Annotated in this window: 16 protein-coding genes; 15 read left to right on the forward strand and 1 reads right to left on the reverse strand. The window is 53.1% G+C overall.

Annotated features, from left to right (window positions below):
* The first annotated feature begins 425 nt into the window (after window positions 1-425).
* The 15 genes from Q4E64_RS05215 to Q4E64_RS05285 all read left to right on the forward strand — a co-directional run bounded on the left by Q4E64_RS05215 (window position 426) and on the right by Q4E64_RS05285 (window position 17928).
* Window positions 426-860, forward strand: coding sequence for a type II toxin-antitoxin system RatA family toxin (locus Q4E64_RS05215; RefSeq protein ID WP_303166697.1), 435 nt, complete (start codon window positions 426-428; stop codon window positions 858-860).
* A gap of 84 nt (window positions 861-944) precedes the next feature.
* On the forward strand, window positions 945-1784 hold the full coding sequence (htpX, locus tag Q4E64_RS05220; RefSeq protein WP_303166698.1) for a zinc metalloprotease HtpX: 840 nt from the start codon (window positions 945-947) through the stop codon (window positions 1782-1784).
* Between the two features lie 52 nt (window positions 1785-1836).
* Window positions 1837-2910, forward strand: a complete 1074-nt coding sequence (locus Q4E64_RS05225) for a M42 family metallopeptidase (protein WP_368501525.1) — start codon at window positions 1837-1839, stop codon at window positions 2908-2910.
* Window positions 2911-3022: 112 nt separating this feature from the next.
* The gene (gene ndk / locus Q4E64_RS05230) at window positions 3023-3436 is read left to right on the forward strand and encodes a nucleoside-diphosphate kinase (protein WP_366935975.1); all 414 of its coding nucleotides are present in this window, start codon (window positions 3023-3025) and stop codon (window positions 3434-3436) included.
* An 86-nt stretch (window positions 3437-3522) separates the two neighbouring features.
* Window positions 3523-4035 carry a cob(I)yrinic acid a,c-diamide adenosyltransferase gene (locus tag Q4E64_RS05235; RefSeq protein ID WP_303166700.1) on the forward strand — a complete coding sequence of 171 codons (513 nt, stop codon included), beginning with the start codon at window positions 3523-3525 and terminating at the stop codon, window positions 4033-4035.
* 195 nt (window positions 4036-4230) lie between these two features.
* Window positions 4231-5781 carry an AbgT family transporter gene (locus Q4E64_RS05240; protein WP_303166701.1) on the forward strand — a complete coding sequence of 517 codons (1551 nt, stop codon included), beginning with the start codon at window positions 4231-4233 and terminating at the stop codon, window positions 5779-5781.
* A gap of 243 nt (window positions 5782-6024) precedes the next feature.
* A complete protein-coding gene (gene pepT / locus Q4E64_RS05245) occupies window positions 6025-7284 on the forward strand; it encodes a peptidase T (protein WP_368501519.1) in 1260 nt (419 codons plus the stop codon).
* 236 nt (window positions 7285-7520) lie between these two features.
* Window positions 7521-8639, forward strand: a complete 1119-nt coding sequence (locus Q4E64_RS05250; protein WP_303166703.1) for an efflux RND transporter periplasmic adaptor subunit — start codon at window positions 7521-7523, stop codon at window positions 8637-8639.
* A gap of 2 nt (window positions 8640-8641) precedes the next feature.
* Complete coding sequence (locus Q4E64_RS05255; protein ID WP_303166705.1) at window positions 8642-11725, forward strand: efflux RND transporter permease subunit; 3084 nt, start codon at window positions 8642-8644, stop codon at window positions 11723-11725.
* Window positions 11726-11739: 14 nt separating this feature from the next.
* A complete protein-coding gene (locus Q4E64_RS05260) occupies window positions 11740-12669 on the forward strand; it encodes a ribonuclease HIII (RefSeq protein ID WP_303166706.1) in 930 nt (309 codons plus the stop codon).
* Between the two features lie 2 nt (window positions 12670-12671).
* Window positions 12672-13526 carry a ChbG/HpnK family deacetylase gene (locus Q4E64_RS05265; RefSeq protein WP_303166707.1) on the forward strand — a complete coding sequence of 285 codons (855 nt, stop codon included), beginning with the start codon at window positions 12672-12674 and terminating at the stop codon, window positions 13524-13526.
* On the forward strand, window positions 13523-14548 hold the full coding sequence (locus Q4E64_RS05270; RefSeq protein WP_303166708.1) for a lysylphosphatidylglycerol synthase transmembrane domain-containing protein: 1026 nt from the start codon (window positions 13523-13525) through the stop codon (window positions 14546-14548). Before Q4E64_RS05265 ends, Q4E64_RS05270 begins: the two co-directional genes overlap by 4 nt.
* Window positions 14549-14614: 66 nt before the next feature.
* Window positions 14615-15553, forward strand: coding sequence for an NAD-dependent epimerase/dehydratase family protein (locus Q4E64_RS05275; protein ID WP_303166709.1), 939 nt, complete (start codon window positions 14615-14617; stop codon window positions 15551-15553).
* A gap of 23 nt (window positions 15554-15576) precedes the next feature.
* Window positions 15577-17136 (forward strand): glycosyltransferase family 39 protein, encoded by a 1560-nt coding sequence (locus tag Q4E64_RS05280; RefSeq protein WP_303166710.1) that lies wholly within the window; start codon window positions 15577-15579, stop codon window positions 17134-17136.
* Between the two features lie 72 nt (window positions 17137-17208).
* Window positions 17209-17928, forward strand: a complete 720-nt coding sequence (locus Q4E64_RS05285; RefSeq protein ID WP_303166711.1) for an aspartate/glutamate racemase family protein — start codon at window positions 17209-17211, stop codon at window positions 17926-17928.
* Window positions 17929-18575: 647 nt separating this feature from the next.
* Here Q4E64_RS05285 and Q4E64_RS05290 read toward each other — a convergent pair.
* Window positions 18576-18794 carry a hypothetical protein gene (locus tag Q4E64_RS05290; RefSeq protein ID WP_303166712.1) on the reverse strand — a complete coding sequence of 73 codons (219 nt, stop codon included), beginning with the start codon at window positions 18792-18794 and terminating at the stop codon, window positions 18576-18578.
* Between the last annotated feature and the right edge of the window lie 38 nt (window positions 18795-18832).

Here is an 18832-nt window from a genome sequence, read left to right on the forward strand (position 1 = left end):
CCGGCGTACTACCGCAGTACGCGCGGGCGTTGTTTTTATCGCAAACATTCTTTTGGGTAACGATTCGTTCCAGGAAGCGCGCAGGAATAAATTTTTTACGCGTCACCCGGCGATTGGCGGTCTGAAAGCGAAGACAGAGCCGCGGTAAACATGGTATAATGTTGTACACAGCGATTCACGAGCCGAAGGCGAAGCGAGAGCTGATGTACAACATATGCCTTTGCGGCGAAATGTAAATGCTTAGCGATTGCGGAGCCGAAGGCGAACGCAGAGCTTAGCAGAACATATACCCTTGTGGTATAATAAAGTAAATCGGTTTGTTCAAATATCGCCGCTTTTTTGCTGACGACGGCGGCTGCAAAATGCAAGTTGGAATGAAATTGAGAACCGAACGGCAGTAATTTTTGAAAAGAGGTTAGAGCATCATGCCATACGTAGAAAGTAAAATTAAAATTAACGGCGCGGGAGCAAAGATTTACGATATCGTGAAGGACATGGCCGCGTATCCCGATTTTATGAAGGATTTGGTAAGCGTGGAAATTTTGGAGCGCGGCGAGGGCTATACCGTTTCGCATTGGGTCAGCAACGTCGACGGACGTAAAATCGTCTGGACGGAACGGGATACCTTTTACCCCGACGAATTGAAAATTACCTACGCGCAGACCGACGGCGATTTGAAAAAAATGGAAGGGCAGTGGACCATCGAACCGCAGGAGGACGGCTGCGAGGTAACTCTGGCTGTGGATTTTGAATTTGGCATTCCTATGATAGCAGGTTTGCTGAACCCGATTTTGAAGAAAAAAGTTCGTGAAAACAGTGAAAATATGTTGACATCTATTAAAGAGCAAATTGAAAAATAGCCTTTCTCTTGTTATAATTAAAGCAGCGCGGTAATGCGCTGTTTAATGTTGCGTTATTTTGTCGTTTGAGGAGGAAAACATTTAATGAAAACCACTTTACTTATGACGCTGATGACCTTGCTTTTAATGCTCATCGGCGACTTTTTCGGCGGACTGCGCGGTATGACCGTTATGCTGGTGTTCGGCGTGGCTATGAACTTTTTTACCTACTGGAACAGCGATAAAATGGTTTTGGCCCATTACAACGCTCAGCAGGTGGATAAACGCAGCGCGCCTGAGCTTTACGGCATCGTGGAAAAACTGGCTAAAAAGGCGCAGATACCCATGCCTAAGGTATATATTATCGACAGTCCCGTGCCCAACGCTTTCGCTACGGGCCGCGACCCGGAGCATGCCGCCGTGGCGGTGAACACAGCTTTGGCGGATATCCTGACGAAGGAAGAATTGGCCGGCGTTCTGGGCCACGAGCTGAGCCACGTTAAGCACCGCGACATTTTAATCAGCACGGTAGCGGCTTCCATGGCCGGCGCAATTTCCACTATTGCCCAGTGGGGAATGTTTTTGACCGGCGGGCGCGACGAAAACGGCGAAAGCCGCAATCCTATCGCCGCTATTTTAGTAATGCTGCTGGCTCCCCTGGCTGCGGCTTTAATTCAGATGGCCGTTTCCCGTTCCCGCGAATACGAGGCGGATAAGTCCGGCGGCGAGCTGTGCGGCGACCCCAACGCTCTGGCCGACGCGCTGCTGAAAATTGAAGCCTTTGCCAAACGCCGCGTTATGCCCGGCGCTACGGAAGCCACGGCGCATATGTTCATTATCAATCCTTTTTCCGGCGTGGATATGAAGCAGCTGTTCAGCACGCACCCGGCTACGGCGGAGCGCGTTAAGCTGCTGCGCGAGCAGGCCCGCGCTATGGGAAAATAATTTTGATATTCTGATTGCTTAGGAGATGATTCCGTTGAAGAAGAAAAAACAGCTGGAAAAGCTGGAATGGCTGCGCCGTTTTTCGGAAACCTGCGGCGTATCCGGCTTTGAAGGCCGCATGAAGGCTTTGCTGCAGGAGCGTTTGGCCGCTTACGGCGACGTGTCCTACGATAAACTGGGCAGCGTTATCTTTACCAAAAAGGCGGAGGAGGCAGACGCGCCTAAAATTATGCTGGCCAGCCATATGGACGAAATCGGCTTTATGGTTAAATATATTACCAAAGAAGGCTTTTTGCGCTTTACCTGTCTGGGCGGCTGGTGGGAGCAGGTTATGCTCAGCCAGCGCGTTATCGTTCACGGCAGCAAGGGCGATATTGTGGGCGTTATCGGCAGCAAGCCGCCCCACATTTTGCCGCCGGAGGAACGCACGAAGGTAGTGCAGAAGAAGGATATGTATATCGACATCGGCGCCAATAGCGCGGACGAAGCGCGGGAGCTGGGCGTTTTTGAAGGCTGCCCCGTTACCCCCGACGTAAAAGTGGCCGCTATGGGCGACGGCAAAACGCTGGTGGGCAAGGCCTGGGACAACCGCATAGGCTGCGCCGTGATGGCCGACGTTATGGATAATGTGCTGGCGGACGGCAGCCCCAATACCGTTTACGGCGTGGGGACCGTGCAGGAGGAGGTTGGCCTGCGCGGCGCGCAGACCAGCGCTAATTTGCTGAACCCCGATATCGCTTTCGTTCTGGATACCTGTGTAGCGGGCGGCACTCCCGGCGTGGCCGACGACGTGGCTCCCGCCGTTATCGGCAAGGGCGTGGCGATTACGATTTTTGACGCCAGCATGATTCCCAACACGGCGCTGCGCGATTTTGCGCTGGCAACCGCGAAGGAAATCGGCGTGCCCACGCAAATCAGCATCAGCGAGGGCGGCGGCACCGACGGCGGACGTATTCATTTGTCCGGCTGCGGCGTGCTGACGCTGACCTTCAGCATTCCTACGCGTTATATCCACAGCCATCAGTCCGTAATTCACCTGGACGACTACCTGGGCGCCGTGAAGCTGATTACGGCGATGGTAGAAAAGCTGGATAAGGCTAAATATCAGGAACTGCTGGCGAAATAAGCAGGCTTTGCTAAATTGACCGCAGGCGGGCGGGCAGGCGTTTGCCGGCGCGTTGGCGGCGGTCTGTTAGATAAAATTTATTTTGAAAATTAAGGAGAGAAAACTAATGGCTATTGAACAAACCCTGGTACTCGTAAAACCCGACGGAGTAAAGAAAAATCTGATTGGCGACATCATCGCCCGCTTTGAACACAAAGGCCTGCAAGTTGCAGCTTTGAAATTGGTTAAAGTAAGCGAAGCTCAGGCTAAATTCCATTATGCCGAGCATGAAGGCAAGCCTTTCTTCGGCGAGCTGGTCGACTTCATCACTTCCGCTCCGCTGGTTTGCGCAGTAATCCGCGGCGAAAACGCTATTAAAGCAGTTCGTCAGCTGAACGGCGCTACCAATCCTATCGAAGCTGTTCCCGGCTCCATCCGCGGCGACTTCGCTCTGAGCATCGGCGAAAACATCGTTCACGGTTCCGACAGCCCGGAAGCTGCCGAGCGCGAAATCAACAACTTCTTCAAAGCAGAAGAAATTTACTAAGCGGCCGCGGTTCGACTACCGCAGCAGAATAGTAAAATAAAATTATTTTTACACTCTCACGTCCATTTCAGAAAGGATGGTGCAGAATGAAAAAAGCTGCTGTTTACACCAGAACCGGCGATAAAGGCACAACCGGTTTGTACACCGGCGAGCGTGTTCCCAAGCAATCCCTGCGCGTCGAAGCTTACGGCACGGTGGATGAAATCAGCTCCGCGCTGGGGCTGGCCCGCGCCCAGGTGACCCGCGAGGACGTACGGGAAACGATTTTTAACGTACAGAAGCTGCTCATGTCCGTAATGGCTGACATCGCCAGCCTGAACCTGCCTGAGCCTTATATTAAGGAAGAACATGTTAAGCTGTTTGAAAGCACTATCGATAAATTTGACGCGCTGCTGCAGCCGTTGACGCATTTCCTGATTCCGGGAGATACAGTGGGCGCAGCCGCGCTCGATATCGCCCGCACTACGACCCGCCGCGCAGAGCGCTGCCTGCTGCGTCTGGCCGAAACCGAGCCGGTTAATCCCAACGTATTGGTTTGCCTCAACCGTTTATCCGACCTGTGCTTTATTCTGGCGCGTGTGGAATCCGAAGTAAAATAAAATAGGGCGTGGCCCTGCAAAGCTCCTGCTGTGATTATGGCAGGAGTTTTTTGTTTGGGAGCGTATTTTTCTTTCCGGCAGAGAAACGATAAACGGCTTTAGTGATTACCCGGTTGTTAAAAAGCGGGCGATGACAGAGCGGCGGTAAATATGTTATAATTAAAAGCGATTTTATTCAAAGGAGTGATTTATCCTATGCAAGCAACTCAGGAAAAAACTCAGTCCGGCGGTTTGCTGGGACTGATTGAGCGCATCGGCAACAAAATTCCCGATATTACGATTCTGTTTATCGGCGCGTTTGTTATCTGCTGCATTCTGTCGGCCGTTTTATCCACTATGCACTTTGGTTATGTGCACCCGACGACGGGTAAGGAAATCGTTGTCAATAATATGCTCAACGGGCAGAATTTAGTAACGCTGCTCAGCAAGATGGTTACGAACTATGCGGGCTTCCCTCCCTTGGGCATGGTAATCGTCGCTACCCTGGGTATTGGTATTGCCGACGGTTCCGGTTATATCAATACGGCGCTGAAAAAGATTTTGTCCGTTACGCCTAAATTTTTGATTACGCCCATTATCATTCTGGTCGGTATGCTGAGCCATTTGGGCCCCGATACCGGTTATGTTATTATCATTCCCGTAGCCGCTTATATGTTTTACGCCAGCGGCAAGCATCCCTTGGCTGGCATCGGCGCGTCGTTCGCCGGTATTGCCGGCGCTTTTGCCGCCAACTATACGCCGTCCGCTATCGACCCCGTAATCCAGGGCTTCACGCAAAGCGCGGCGCAGATTATTGACCCGACTTATCAGGTCAACGTATTGTGCAATTATTTTTACGCCTTTGGCGCAACCTTCATCGTCATTCCCAGCTGCTGGTACGTTACCGAGCGCGTAGTAGAGCCCTGGCTGTGGAAAAACTGCCCGCTGGATGAGGATATCGACGTGGGCGAGGACGCCAACACTGCGGTGACGCCTAAAGAAAACCGCGCCTTTTATGCGGCTTCCGGCGTGCTGCTCGTTATGGTTGTGGGGCTGGTGGCGCTGCTGCTGCCCGCCGATTCCATCTTCCGCGATCAGGACGGCATGCTGGCCAGCTTTAAGGCTCCCGTAATGCAGTCCATCGTTTCGCTGCTCTTTATTTATACCGGCGCTGTGGGCCTGGTATACGGCGCGATGGTCGGCAAGTTTAAATCTCCTAAGGATGTGACCAAGGCTATGGAAGATATTACCAAGACCCTGGTACAGCTCATCGTATTCTATTTCTTCGCCGCTCAATTCCTGTACGCTTTCGGCGCTTCCAATATGGGCGCGCTGATAGCTATTGCCGGCGCCGAATTTTTGAAGTCGCTGGCTTTGCCGCCGCAGATTACCGTTTTCGGCATCATTATTTTCGTAGCGCTGCTGAATTTGATTATTACCTCCGCGTCGGCTAAATGGGCTATCCTGGCGCCCATCTTCGTCCCCATGCTGATGGCCGTAGGCATTGCGCCGGAGCTGACTCAGGTTGCTTTCCGCGTCAGCGATTCCGCCGTCAACGTAGTAACGCCTATGTTCGCTTTCTATCCCTTGATTATTTTGTATTGCCAAAAATATGTGAAGAGCGCCGGCATCGGCACCTTGAGTTCCCTCATGCTGCCCTATACCGTAGCGCTGCTCATCAGCCTGACCATTATGCTGTACGTTTTCTGGGGCCTGGATATTCCTTTGGGGCTGCAGGCTGATTACGTATATCCGAGGAGGTTCTAGTTCTGTCGGGCTGCCGATAAGGCGCCATATAGTGAATTTGACAGCCTTAGCTTTAAGTATATAGTATTGTGAAAAAATAACTCCTTCAGTCGCTTACGCGACAGCTCCCTCGAAGAGGGAGCAAAATTATGGCTTGGGTTTCAACTTTTTGCCCCCTCTTTGAGGGGGCTGTCACCGCAGGTGACTGGGGGAGTTTATTACGTATTTTGTATTTAGAAAAACTATCACTATTGAAAGGAAGTAATGATAATGAAAACTGCCATGCAGGATCGTTTAGCGCAGCGCTTTCTGCGCTATGCCGCTATCAATAGCCAAAGCGTCGAGGGCGCGCCCGTAGTTCCCTCCACTCCCGGACAGCGCCGGCTGGCGGAGCTGTTGAAGGCCGACTGCGCCGAGCTGGGCGTCGTTGATTTGGAAATCAGCGAGTATTCCGTGCTGACCGGTCGCCTGCCGTCCAATCTGCCCGCAGGCTATCATAAGGTGCCTGCGGTGGGCTGGGTAACGCATTTGGATACGGTCAACGTCAATTTGTCCGGCGACGTGCATCCGCAAATCGTAGAAAATTATCAGGGCGGCGACGTGCTGCTGAACGCTGAAAAACAAATCTACATTAAAGTAAGCGAGCATCCGGAGCTGGAAAAATATCTTGGCAGCGATTTAATCGTCAGCGACGGCACTTCCGTGCTGGGCGCCGATAATAAAGCCGCTATCGCCAATATTATGGTGACGTTGGAAACCTTGGCCAACGACAAAAGTATTTTGCACGGCGATATTTATCTGGCCTTTGTGCCCGATGAGGAAGTGGGCCTGTGCGGCAGCAAGAAAATGGATTTCAGCAAATTCCCCGTCGATTTTGCTTACACCATCGACTGCTGCGAGCTGGGCGAGGTCGTGTACCAAACCTTTAACGCCGGCAGCGCTACGGTGAAGATTAAGGGCGTAACCGCTCATCCCATGTCCGCTAAAAATACGCTGGTCAACCCGACGCTGGTGGCTGTGGACGTTATCAACTGCCTGGACAGAATGCAGACGCCGGAACATACCGAAGGCACCGAGGGCTTCATTTGGGTAGAGTCCTTGCAGAGCAACGTGTCCGAGGCCGTGCTAAATTTGAAAATCCGCGACCATAGCAAGGCGATGTACGAAGCGCGCAAAAAATTCATCGCCGACGCTGTGGACTATGTAAAAGCCAGGAACCCCAGGGCCGGCGTAGAGCTGCAAATCGTGGACGTTTACGGCAATATCGCCGACGCTATCCGCGACGACAACAGGGCCTGCATCGACCATATTTTTGAAGCCATGAAAGAGCTGAACATCGAGCCGAAAAATTTGGCGATGCGCGGCGGCACCGACGGCTCCTTTATTTCCACGAAGGGCATTTTGACGCCCAACTATTTCACCGGCGCGCATAATTTCCATTCCTACTGCGAATTTATGCCCATGGACGCCGTGGAAAAAAGCTGCCTGATGACCTTGAAGCTGATTGAGTTAATCACGAAGTAAAAATAATTTGTAGCCAAAAATTAAACGCTGAACTCCGCAGTTACCATTTAGGGACGCTGCGGAGCTTTTTTTCTTGCTTAGAGGTTGCTAAAGGGGTTATAATATAAAATGTGATTTTATAAATTGAGTTAGACGCAGCAGATATTAAGCCGGTTTTCAGAAAGCCGGTATAAGGTGGAAATGATTTTTAAGATCGAGCATAAAATTTTTTAGAGCGTGTACGAGGAGTGGAAGCAGTGAATTTACAGAGCCGCAAGGTAAGAATTGTCGTCGGCATTTTAGTTGCGATTTGTCTGGTGATCGCCTACCGTATTTACAGTAATATCCAAAACGAGCGCGACCGCGCCGCCAGATTATCCCAGTCCCGCGCTATTGCCGTGGAAACCGGGCATCCCGTGCGTCAGACCATTATTCCGGAGCTGCGCTTCAGCGGCAGTCTGGACCCGGACTGGCAGGCCGACGTGGCGGCGAAGGTTGACGGCCGCCTGGAAAAGGTTTATGTGCGGGAGGGCGACCGCGTTGCCAAAGGCCAGGTGCTGGCAATTTTGGAGCAGGTGGATACGGACGCGGATTTGCTGAACGCCCGCGGCGCGTATCTCGACGCGCAGACGAATTTGCGCAAGGCTGAAACCGACGTGCGGCGCTATGAAAATTTATACGCTACGGGCGCCGTTTCCCAGCAGACGGTGGACGATTACCGTTTCGCCCGCGACAACGCCGCGGCTAAGCTGGAGTCGGCGCGCGGCAATTTGCAGAGTATGGAAGCAAAATCGGCGGCGACGGTGCTGACTGCGCCTGCCGACGGCATTATTTCCAAGCGTTATTATCAGGAGGGCTATTACGCTAAGTCGGGCACGCCGCTGTTTTCCGTGGCGGACATCAGCGTGTTGAAAACCGTTATTCATGTGCCGGAGGGCCAGGTGGCAGGCATCAGCGTGGGCAACGAGGCGCAGGTGACTTTGCCTGCGTATCCCGATAAAAAAATTATCGGTAAGATTACGCGCATTGCGCCGGTGGCCGACGTGCCGTCCCACACCTTTGCGACAGAAATCAGCGTGGACAACGGCGAGGGTCTTTTGGCCGGCGTATACGCTAACGTAAATTTAGTGGCGCAGCCCAAGGAAAATGTACTGACGATTCCTGTGCACGCTATCGTAATGCGCGACGACCAGCAGACGGTTTTTGTGGCTGACGCCGAGGGCGTTATTCAGCGCCGCGTGCTGACCGTGGGCTATTCCAACGATAAGGTGGCGGAAGTTTTAAGCGGGCTGGAGGAAAGCGATCTTATCGTTACCGGAGGCCAGAACAAGTTGCGCGAGGGCAGCCGGATAGATATGGAAAAGGCTGGTAAATAAGCATGATAGGTACATTTATTAAACGGCCCGTATTTACGACCATGTTTATTTTGCTGCTGGTCGTATTCGGTATCCGCTGCTATCCGGAAATCGGCGTCGATTTGAACCCCGACGTGGATCTGCCCATTGTCAGCGTGCGCGTTACCTATGACGGCGCTTCGCCGGAGGAAATGGAAACGCTGGTTACGAAGCCTATCGAAAACCGCGTCAGTCAGGTGTCGGGCATTAAAACTTTGTCGTCCACGGTTTTGGAGGGCTACAGCGAAACCGTTTTGGAATTTAATTTGGGCGTCGACCCGCAGGTTAAGGCCAGCGAGGTGCGCGAAAAGGTTTCCAGCGTGCGCAAATCTTTGCCGGACGATATTGACGAACCTGTCACTCAGACCGTCGATTTGAACGCCCGCGCTATCGTGGCTTATACTTTTTCATCCACTGCCCGCAGCCGCGGCGAGATCCGCCGTATTATCGAGGATAATATTTCGGACGAGCTGCAGATGGTGGACGGCGTATCCGAGGTTACGGTGCTGGGCGCCAGCCAGCGTGCTATCCGCATTGTGCTGAAGCCGGAAAAAATGGCCGAGTATGGCATTTCCTACCATACGATTCGCGATATCATCAATAAAAACAACTACAATACGCCCGGCGGCAAAGCCAGAAGCAAGGACATGGAAATTACCGTGCGCACCGTGGGCAAGTATAATACGGTCGACGATGTGAAAAAGGTTGTGGTGGCTAACGATAACGGCCGTCCGGTTTATATCGGCGAGGTAGCCGACGTGCTGGACGATTGGGAGGACGAGGACACCTTTGCCAGCGCTAACGGCGTTCCCAGCGTTATGGCCTTCGTGCGCAAGCAATCCAAAACCAATACGGTGGACGTAACGGATAATGTCAACGCCAAGATGGAGCTGCTGAAAAAATCCAACCTGCCGCCCGATATTATTGTCGAAAAGGTGCGCGACCAGTCCACCTATATCCGCGAAAATATTGCCGACGTATGGAATACCATCCTGTTCGGAGGTTTTCTGGCGCTGCTGATAACCTATTTATTCCTGCGCAATTTCCGCGCTACCATTGTGGGCGGCTTGTGTATCCCTACGTCCGTAGTCGCTACCTTCTTTATGATGAAGGTTATGGATTTCACTTTGAATAATATGTCGCTGATGGCGCTGAGCCTGGCGATCGGCATGCTCATCGACGACGCTATTGTTGTTATTGAAAATATTTTCCGTCATATTGAAATGGGCGAGACGCCTTTCGTTGCGGCCCGCAAGGCTACGGAGGAGCTGACGCTGGCGATTTTGGCCACGTCCTTTACGCTGATGGCGGTTTTCGTGCCCATCGGCAATATGGGCGAGATCATCGGGCAGTTCTTCAAGCAGTTCGGCTTGACGGTTGCCTTTGCCGTGGCTTTTTCCACTATCGTAGCTTTTTCCCTGACGCCCATGGTGTCCGCTTACTGGATTAAGGTGGAAACGGAGGAGGAAAGCGCCAGGAGCCGCAATAAATATTTGCAGTGGACCTTGGATAAATTTGAGGCGGGCTTTCAGAGCGTGCGCCAAATGTATAACGATTTGATGGCCTGGGCGCTGGAACGGCCCAAGAGCGTTGTGACCGTGGGCGTTATTTCTCTGGGCTTGAATTTACTGCTGCTGCCTTTCGTGGGCACGGAATACCAGCCGACCTACGATTCCGGCGAATTTACGGTGAATTTTAAAGCGCCCTACGGCACGAGCCTGATGAAAACGGTCGAGCTGGCGACGCCGATGCAGCAATATGTGTCCGGCCTGCCGGAGGTTAAAATCGTCGCGCTGAACATCGGCAACGGGCGCAACCCCGTCAACCAGGGCGCGCTCGATATCCGCTTGAAGCCTTCCGGCGAACGCCAGCGTTCCATGCAGCAAATTATGGACGAGCTACGCGGCCGTTTCGGCAACGTGGAGGGTTTGAAGGTAACGGTGGTTTCCAACCAGGGCGGCGGCCGCGGCGACAGCCGTCCGGTGCAGATCGGCCTGCGCGGCAATAATATTAAGGAGCTGCGTCAGTACGCGCTGGATCTGGCGGAGATGGTACGCAATACGCCGGGCGCAACGGACGTGGATATTTCCGATTCGGAGGAAGAACCGGAAATTATTATTCGCCTGGATCATGCCAAGGCCAGCGAGCTGGGGCTGGACGCAACCTATGTGGGCGAGGAAGTGGAAATGGCCTTCATGGGCAAGAGCACCAGCAACAGCTACACCATCGGCGATAACGATTACGACGTTATTTTGCAGATGGACCACAGCCGGCGCACGGATATTAACGACGTTATGAACCTGCGCATTTCCTCCAGCGACGGAACTTTCGTGCGGCTGGGCGATATTGCCAGCGTAGATTATGGCAGCGGCCCGACCCGTATCGAGCGCGAGGACAAGCAGCGTCAGATTGTGGTGTACGCCAATACCGTCGGCATTTCGCCGGGCGATTTGATTACTAAAATTACCGACGAATATATTCCGGCTATGAATATGCCGCCCGGCTATAATTATAAAAAGATCGGCCAGGCCGATAACATGGCGCGTTCCTTTGCGGAAATTACCAAGGCTGTTATTCTGGCCATCGTCGTCGTCTACATGGTATTGGCGGCGCAGTTTGAAAGCTTTTCCCAGCCGCTGATTATTATGACCTCTTTGCCCTTCGCCGTTATCGGCGCCGTTCTGGGGCTTTTGGTAGCAGGCCAGACGGCTAATATGATGAGCCTGATCGGCTTTACGATGCTGCTGGGCCTGGTAACGAAGAACGCTATTTTGCTGCTGGATTATGCCAACCAGGCGCGGGAGCGCGGTCTGCCGCTGCGCGAGGCGGTGTTGGAGGCATGCTCCTTACGTCTGCGTCCTATTTTTATGACGACGCTGTCCACGCTTTTGGGTATGCTGCCCATTGCGCTGGGCGTCGGCGAGGGCGCGGAGCTGCGCCAATCCATGGGCGTGGTTTTAATCGGCGGCCTGACGACCTCCACACTGCTGACGCTGGTGGTAGTGCCTTTAATCTATCTGCTGTTTGAGGATTGGAAGGAGAAGCATTACGTCGCCAGGGGCGAATAAATAAGGAGCTGACTATGAATAAATTGACGGAAGCGGAGTTTGCCGCCTATTTGCAGCAGGTTCGCGCCAAGATAAGCGCCGCGGTGGGCATTGCGCGGGAGAAGCCTATCAATTACGGGCATCAGCTGGTAGTGGAGCAGGGCGGCGCGAAAATGACGCTGAATATTTATAATGGCAAAAAGGGCTTGAATTTAGTTTACAGCGGCGACAGCGCTTTGCTGGCCAGGGTGCAGGCCGCCGTAAACGGCGAGGCTGGCGCCGCAGCGGACCAGGCTGCGCCTGTTGCCGATATTGCTGCCGACGGCTTATGGGCCGGCAGCGACGAATCGGGCAAGGGAGATTTTTTCGGCAGTCTGGTAGTGGCTGCGGTTGTAGTCGACGCTTCGACGTCCGCCAAGCTGCGTGCTGCCGGAGTGAAGGACTGCAAACTGCTGACCGATAAAAAAATTTTGGAGCTGGAGGACGCCATTAAGGCTGCGGCTGTGGATTACAGCGTGCTGGAGCTGAAACCCAAAGTTTATAATTTGCGCTATGAGCAGGTGGCGGCGGAGGGCGGCAAGCTGAATCAGCTTTTGGGCTACGGTCATGTGGCCGCCTTGAGTCAGGTGCTGGCGCGCCATCCCGATTGCCGCCGGGCGCTTATCGACCAGTTTACTACTTCTACCGTCAATGTGCGGGAATTGTCCCGGCGCTTTGCAGGCTGCCAGGTGCGGCAGCAGCCCAAGGCCGAAAGCGATTTGGCGGTGGCGGCGGCGTCCGTTTTGGCGCGGGCGCGGTTCCTGCGCACGATGAACGAACTGGCTGCGGCCGCTGGAACCGACTCTTTGCCCAAGGGCGGCGGCAGCGCTGCTACGGCTTGCGCCCGTCAGCTGGCGCAGAAATTGGGTAAGGCGGCTTTGCATAATTTTGTAAAGCTGCATTTTGCCAATTATAAGAGGCTTTAAGAATGAAAAAATTAATTGTCAACGCCGACGATTTCGGCTTACATACGCTTATCAATCAAGGGATTATCAAGGGCTATCGCGAAGGCTTCATTACCAGTACCTCGCTGATGCCCGGCGCTCCGGCTTACGCAGAGGCGGTGGCTTTGGCGAAGGCTAATCCGGGCTTGGGCATTGGCGTCCATTTAACGCTGGTAGGGAGCGTGGCGACGGTGCTGCCCGCATCCCAGGTGCCGACGCTGGTGGGGGACGACGGCCTGCTGCCTGCGGATTATGTGGCCTTTGCCAAACGCTTTTACAGCGGCGCCGTCAACAGAAGCGAGCTGGAGGCGGAGCTGCGGGCGCAGATTGAAAAGGCTTTGGGTACGGGGCTGGCGATTACGCATATTGACAGCCATCAGCACACCCATGTGCTGCCCCTGGTCAACCGGCTTGTGTTAAAGCTTTGCAATGAGTATAATATAAAGAGGATGCGCATTCCCAAGGAGCCCTATGGCTTCAGCGGCGGCTTTACCGCCGGCCTGGGACGCAAAATAGGGCGCTGCGGCCTGAGCTTTTGCGCCGATCTGGCGGCGTTGGCTGCCGACGGCAGAGGTGTGCGCCATCCTCAGCATTTTTTCGGCATGCTGGCCGGAGGGCATTTGAACGCCGCTTTGGTTGGCAATATTATCCGCGCCTTGCCGGAGGGCGTCAGCGAAATTATGACTCATCCCGGATTGGATACCGCGGCCCTGAGCAGGGAATTCAGCTGGCAGTATCATTGGCGGGAGGAGCTGGACGCTTATCTGGACGCCGGTAATAAGGAGCTGCTGGAGCGGCAGGGCGTGACGCTGATAAATTTTGGTGGTTTGGATAAATGAATAAGAAATTATTACTGCGCTTAACAGTACTCTTTGCCTTTGTGCTGTTGATTTCTGCGGCAGTTATTTACTTTACATTCGATATACGGGCGCTGGATTATCTGACGCTGTTTGAACCGCGCTGCATTTTGCTGGCTCTGGGCTGCCTGGCGGTGGGGCTGCTGTTCGACGGCCTGCGCTTGCTGACGCTGGCCAGCATTACGGATGGGCAGCTGACCTTAAAGCAGGTGGTCAACGTGGTGCTCAGCAACTATTTTCTGGCGTTGGTAACGCCGGGGGCTAGCGGCGGGGCTATCGCGCAGGTTATGTTCATGCGCAAGGCGGGCGTGCCTGTGGCCAAATCCACGGTGGTGGTGCTGGTGCGCACCATAATGTCTATTTCTTTTTTGATTTTGCTGGTGCCGGTAGTGCTGCACAGCGATAGCGATATCGTTAAATGGATGCCGGCGTCGGTGCTGACGGTGGTTTCAGTGGCTTTTATTTCGCTGCCGGTTATCGCCGTGCTTTTGATGCGCTCGCGTTATCCGGAGAGAATTATTTTTTGGTTTACTCGGAAATTTTCTTATACTACGCGCCGCAACTGTTATATTTGGTATCAACAGTTTAAGCACGCGGTAATCGTTATGGGGCGTCATCCCCTGATGGTGCTGCGGGCCTTTGTGGAATCGGGGCTGAGCCTGCTCTTTATTTATGCTACGGTTCCGGCTTATTTTGCCGGTTTAAATATCAATTTCGATTTAGTTCAGGTTATGGGGCGTATGGTGCTGCTTAATCTAGTGCTGTACTTTTCGCCGACTCCGGGCGGCAGCGGCATTGCCGAGGCCGGCTTCGTAGTTTTGTTTTCCAATATTCTTCCCGAAGGCGTGGAGGGCATCATGGCCGTTTTGTGGCGCTTTACGGCGGAGTATCTGCCGTTCTTGCTGGGCGCTTTCGTCACGATCAGGGCGTTCGGCTCCGACGTTTTGAATATGGCTTCGGTGAAAAGCAAGACGAAGCCGGGGAAGAACGCGCCTTCCCAATAAAAGGTTCATATTTTATTAAGCCTGGGCGATTACAATCTTAAGAAAAAATCTTAGGAGATGAAATATATGAAATTATTAGTGACCGGCGGCGCCGGGTTTATCGGTTCGCATTTATTGCAGCTTTTGGCGCAGCGCCGGGATATCGATACGCTGGTCTATGACGATTTGTCCAGCGGCTTGCGCGAGTACGTGCCGGAAAATATCCGCTTTGTGCGCGGCGACGTGCGCGAGCCGTTTTTGCGCAGCGTTTTTGCCGTCGAACATTTCGACGCGGTTATCCATCTGGCGGCGCAGACCATGGTTCCCTACTCATTGGAGCATCCCGGCGAGGACTGCGACGTTAATCTGCGCGGGTTAATCAACGTGCTGGAATGCTGCCGCCGCTATGGCGTCAAGCACATCAGCTTTTCGTCCAGCGCCGCGGTGTATGGCGATAATCTGAATATTCCGCTGCGGGAAACGGAACAGCCTCTGCCTACGTCGTTTTACGGGCTGACTAAGTTCGCCGGCGAGCACTACCTGCGGCTGTATCACGATTTGTACGGCGTCGACGCTACTGTGCTGCGCTTTGCCAATGTTTACGGCGAGCGTCAGGGAGCAGGCGGCGAGGGCGGCGTGGTCAGCATCTTCTGCCGCCTGCTGGCGCAGGGCAAGGGCGTGACCGTTTTTGGCGACGGCGAACAGACGCGCGATTTCGTTTACGCCGGCGATATTGCCGAAGCGCTGCTGCGTTCTGTGCAGCTGCCCGGCTATAATATAATCAATGTTTCCACGCGGCAGGAAACGTCGCTGAACCAGCTGCTGGCGGCCTTCCGCAAGGCGGTGGGGCATGCTTTTGCCGTTGACTACGGACCGGCGCGGAAGGGCGATATTTTGCGCTCCGTTCTGGATAATACGCGCTGCCGCCAGCTTTTGGAATTTTGTCCGTCCATGGATTTGGAGCGCGGCGTCAGCCTGACCTATGCCGATTATCTGCGGCAAGAGAAGCGGCGTTGCAGCTTTTGAAAATTTTTTATAAGGGGATAGGAATGAAACAGCTTGAGAAAAACAGCCTGCTGCTTATTGCTGGGCTGGCGCTTTTTACGATTATGTTCGGCCTGGGCGGCGTGCCCTTGCTGGACCCGGACGAGCCGGTGTATGCGGAAACGGCGCGGGAAATGCTTCAGACGGGCGATTTTTTGTCGCCGCGGATTTTCGGCGCTTATTGGTACGATAAGCCGCCCATGTATTATTGGCTGGTGGCGTTATCGCAAATGCTTTTTGGCTTCAGCGAATTTGCCGCCCGCTTTCCGGCGGCGCTCATGGCCTGCTTTACCTCTATAATGATTTACGTTTCCACAACGAAGCTCTTTAACGAACGGGCCGGTCTGTGGTCTGCCATAATTTTAACCAGCTGTGTGCAGTTTTTTTATATGGGCAAGGCGGCGGTGACGGATACGACGCTGCTCTTTTTTATGACGGGAGCTATTTTGAGCTTTGCGCATAAAAAATATTGGCTGATGTATATCTGCATGGCGCTGGCTACTGTTACCAAGGGCCCCATCGGCATCGTTTTTCCCGGCGCGATCATCTTTATCTATTTAGTAATTATGGGACAGCTGCGGGAAATTCTGCGCATGCACGTTATTCGCGGCTTGCTCCTGTATTTCTTAATCGCGTCGCCTTGGTATTACGCCATGTATACGGTGCATGGCATGGAATTTATTGAAACCTTTCTGGGTTTTCACAATCTGACGCGCTTTACTACGCCGGAGCACGCTAACCGCGTTACCTTCTGGTACTATTTCCCCGTAGTGATTTTGGGTATGTTCCCCTGGACGGGGCTGTTATTGCAATCTATCAAGGCATCCATCAGCGACAGCCGCATCGACGATATGCGCCAGCTGCTGCTGTTCCACGTTTGGTGGGGCTTTGTCTTTATCTTTTTTACTATTTGCCAAACCAAGCTGGTATCCTATATTCTGCCCATGTTCCCGGCTTTGGCGGTGATTATTGGCTGGAATATTTCGCGGATGCTGGCGAAGTTTCGGCACAATACGACCTTTTACGGCTGGATGGCAGGCAGCGGGTTGATTTTCCTGCTGCTGGGAGCGGGCTGGATTGTTGGCAGCCAGTATTTGCCGGAGGCGTCCTTCAGCCTGATTATGCTGGGAGCCATGACGCTGATTTTGGGCGCGGCGGCTGTGTTTACGCTGTGGTATTATCGCGATATTCAAATGGCGGCCTGGCTGCACACGCTTATCGGCGTGGTGACCATGTGCGTGGCGTTCGCCTTTGTGCTGCCGGTTATCGCCGACCGTTTCAGTGTGAAAACCATGAGCGGCGTTTATCAGGAGCAGTGCGACGGCAGCGTTCCTATTTATGTGGATAAATTTCTACGCCCCGGCTTTATGTATTACGCAGGCAAGCCCGGCATTGAAATGCTGCCCAAAACCGGCGCTTTAGCCGAAGCGCTGCGCAGCAACCAGCATAAATATATTCTGGTGCGCGGTTTGGAATACCGCCGCGTGCTGAAAACCAAACAGATTCCGACTAATGTGCATACGGTAAAAGAAATCAGCGATATTTATTTGCTGGAGCAGCGGTAGGCGCTGCAGAAAATAAATTTTCCCTGCGCGTTTTACGATAGGAAAGATTTTTCAGGAAAGAGGGGCTGGAGAATGGCTGTAAAATATAGAAAGAATGGCAAGCGCTTAGGCGTTTTAGGCGGTATGGGGCCGGCCGCCGCCGCGGAATTCCTGCGGCAGCTGGCGGCTAAGTGCCCCGCTGCTACGGACCAGGAGCATCCCGTAGTGTATATGATCGGCGACGCCGAAATTCCTGACCGGGGAACGGCTATTTTCGGCAAGGGGCCGTCGCCGCTGCCGCGTCTGCAGGCCGATTTATTGCAGCTTTGCGCGATGGGCGCGGATATTTTGGTTGTGCCCTGCAATACGGCGCATTATTTTATCGACCAATTTCAGGAGCCGTTGCCCAAGCCCTTGATTCATATTGTGGGAAGCACGGTGCTGGCGACGAAGGCTATCGCGCCAAATGGCGCGTGGATGCTTTCCACCAAGGGGACGCGCGCCTGCGGGCTGTACCAAAAGTACGCGGCAAAGCACGGACTGAAACTATTCATTCCCAACGAGGAGCAGAGCGATAAAGCGCAGCAGGTCATCGACTTTGTGAAAGCCAATAAGCTGGCGGAGGCCGGAATTATAATGCGCGCTTTAGTAGAAGAACTGTGGCGGGAGCGCGACGTGCCCGTAATGACGGCTTGCACCGAGCTGCCCCTGGGTTACGACGCTTCGGGCTTGCCCCAGGAGCGCAGCGTGTCCAGCATCGGCGCGTTGGCCGACGCGGTAGTCAGAGCGTTATACGACGAAGTAGAAGCATAGGGCGACGATACGCGCGTAGAGGTTTCGGAATAAAATAGAAACTTATTCCGGCGTTACGGACGCTGTAAAGAAAAATTTGAATTTATAATATTAGGTAGTTGAGTTATAAAGATAGCAGGCTCGCGCAATTTGAGAGTGTGGGCTTGCTTTTTTATTATATTGTTTCGTGAAGCGTGCTACCGCAAGTAACTGCTTTTCAATCATACTTTTTCTTAGTGTAAGAAAAAGTATGCAAAAAGAAGCTTTAGCCGCTTGCCGGATTCCGCCGCCTACAATCACGCCCCGCTGCATTCCGCGTATGCGCTAGGGAACGAAAAAAGCGGCTGTACGGAGGGAATACACGCGCAGTGAACGGGCGTCCGAATGATCCGTTGCAATATAACTTTTTCGGCACATCGAAAAACGACCGTAGCCGTCGTGCGTTCCGGTCTGCGCGGCAGGGGACTGCTATCGTAGAAAATGGCAAACTCCCCCAGTCATTTTGCAAGCAAAATGCCAGCCCCCTCTGGGAGGGGGCAAAAGTTACAGACAACATTTTGTGCTCCCTCTTTGAGGGAGCTGGCTGCGAGTTTGCGAGCAGACTGAGGGAGTGTTTTGCAGAAAAAAATTTCGACTGCAAAATATCATATTCAAATGATATTGGGCTGCTATCCTACGATAGCATTGCATGGTTCGCTTACAAATGAAGAACTTTGTCTCTTAAAGCATTTTTTGCCAAGCTTTTTTGTGCGAGCAAAAAAGCGTAAGTTTGTCAAACTTTTTAAAAGTTTGCCCCTTTCTTGCATCTTCTTTCGGGGACGAAAGAAGATGATTAAAAAAGCACTACCATGCGGTAGCATTGCTTCACAAAAAACCACGTCTACCATCTTTTCCGTTTCTGCGTTTTTCAAAGCGCCCTTCCATT

It is taken from the genome of Phascolarctobacterium sp., assembly GCF_030531065.1.
In the GTDB taxonomy this organism is placed as follows: domain Bacteria; phylum Bacillota; class Negativicutes; order Acidaminococcales; family Acidaminococcaceae; genus Phascolarctobacterium_A.

Excerpts from the sequence above, each read along its gene's own strand:
- Q4E64_RS05215 (WP_303166697.1), top strand. The coding sequence starts at position 426 with ATGCCATACGTAGAAAGTAAAATTAAAATTAACGGCGCGGGAGCAAAG.
- htpX (WP_303166698.1), top strand. The coding sequence starts at position 945 with ATGAAAACCACTTTACTTATGACGCTGATGACCTTGCTTTTAATGCTC.
- Q4E64_RS05235 (WP_303166700.1), top strand. The coding sequence starts at position 3,523 with ATGAAAAAAGCTGCTGTTTACACCAGAACCGGCGATAAAGGCACAACC.
- Q4E64_RS05240 (WP_303166701.1), top strand. The coding sequence starts at position 4,231 with ATGCAAGCAACTCAGGAAAAAACTCAGTCCGGCGGTTTGCTGGGACTG.
- pepT (WP_368501519.1), top strand. The coding sequence starts at position 6,025 with ATGATAATGAAAACTGCCATGCAGGATCGTTTAGCGCAGCGCTTTCTG.
- Q4E64_RS05255 (WP_303166705.1), top strand. The coding sequence starts at position 8,642 with ATGATAGGTACATTTATTAAACGGCCCGTATTTACGACCATGTTTATT.
- Q4E64_RS05260 (WP_303166706.1), top strand. The coding sequence starts at position 11,740 with ATGAATAAATTGACGGAAGCGGAGTTTGCCGCCTATTTGCAGCAGGTT.
- Q4E64_RS05265 (WP_303166707.1), top strand. The coding sequence starts at position 12,672 with ATGAAAAAATTAATTGTCAACGCCGACGATTTCGGCTTACATACGCTT.
- Q4E64_RS05270 (WP_303166708.1), top strand. The coding sequence starts at position 13,523 with ATGAATAAGAAATTATTACTGCGCTTAACAGTACTCTTTGCCTTTGTG.
- Q4E64_RS05275 (WP_303166709.1), top strand. The coding sequence starts at position 14,615 with ATGAAATTATTAGTGACCGGCGGCGCCGGGTTTATCGGTTCGCATTTA.
- Q4E64_RS05280 (WP_303166710.1), top strand. The coding sequence starts at position 15,577 with ATGAAACAGCTTGAGAAAAACAGCCTGCTGCTTATTGCTGGGCTGGCG.
- Q4E64_RS05285 (WP_303166711.1), top strand. The coding sequence starts at position 17,209 with ATGGCTGTAAAATATAGAAAGAATGGCAAGCGCTTAGGCGTTTTAGGC.
- Q4E64_RS05290 (WP_303166712.1), bottom strand. The coding sequence starts at position 18,794 with ATGGTAGACGTGGTTTTTTGTGAAGCAATGCTACCGCATGGTAGTGCT.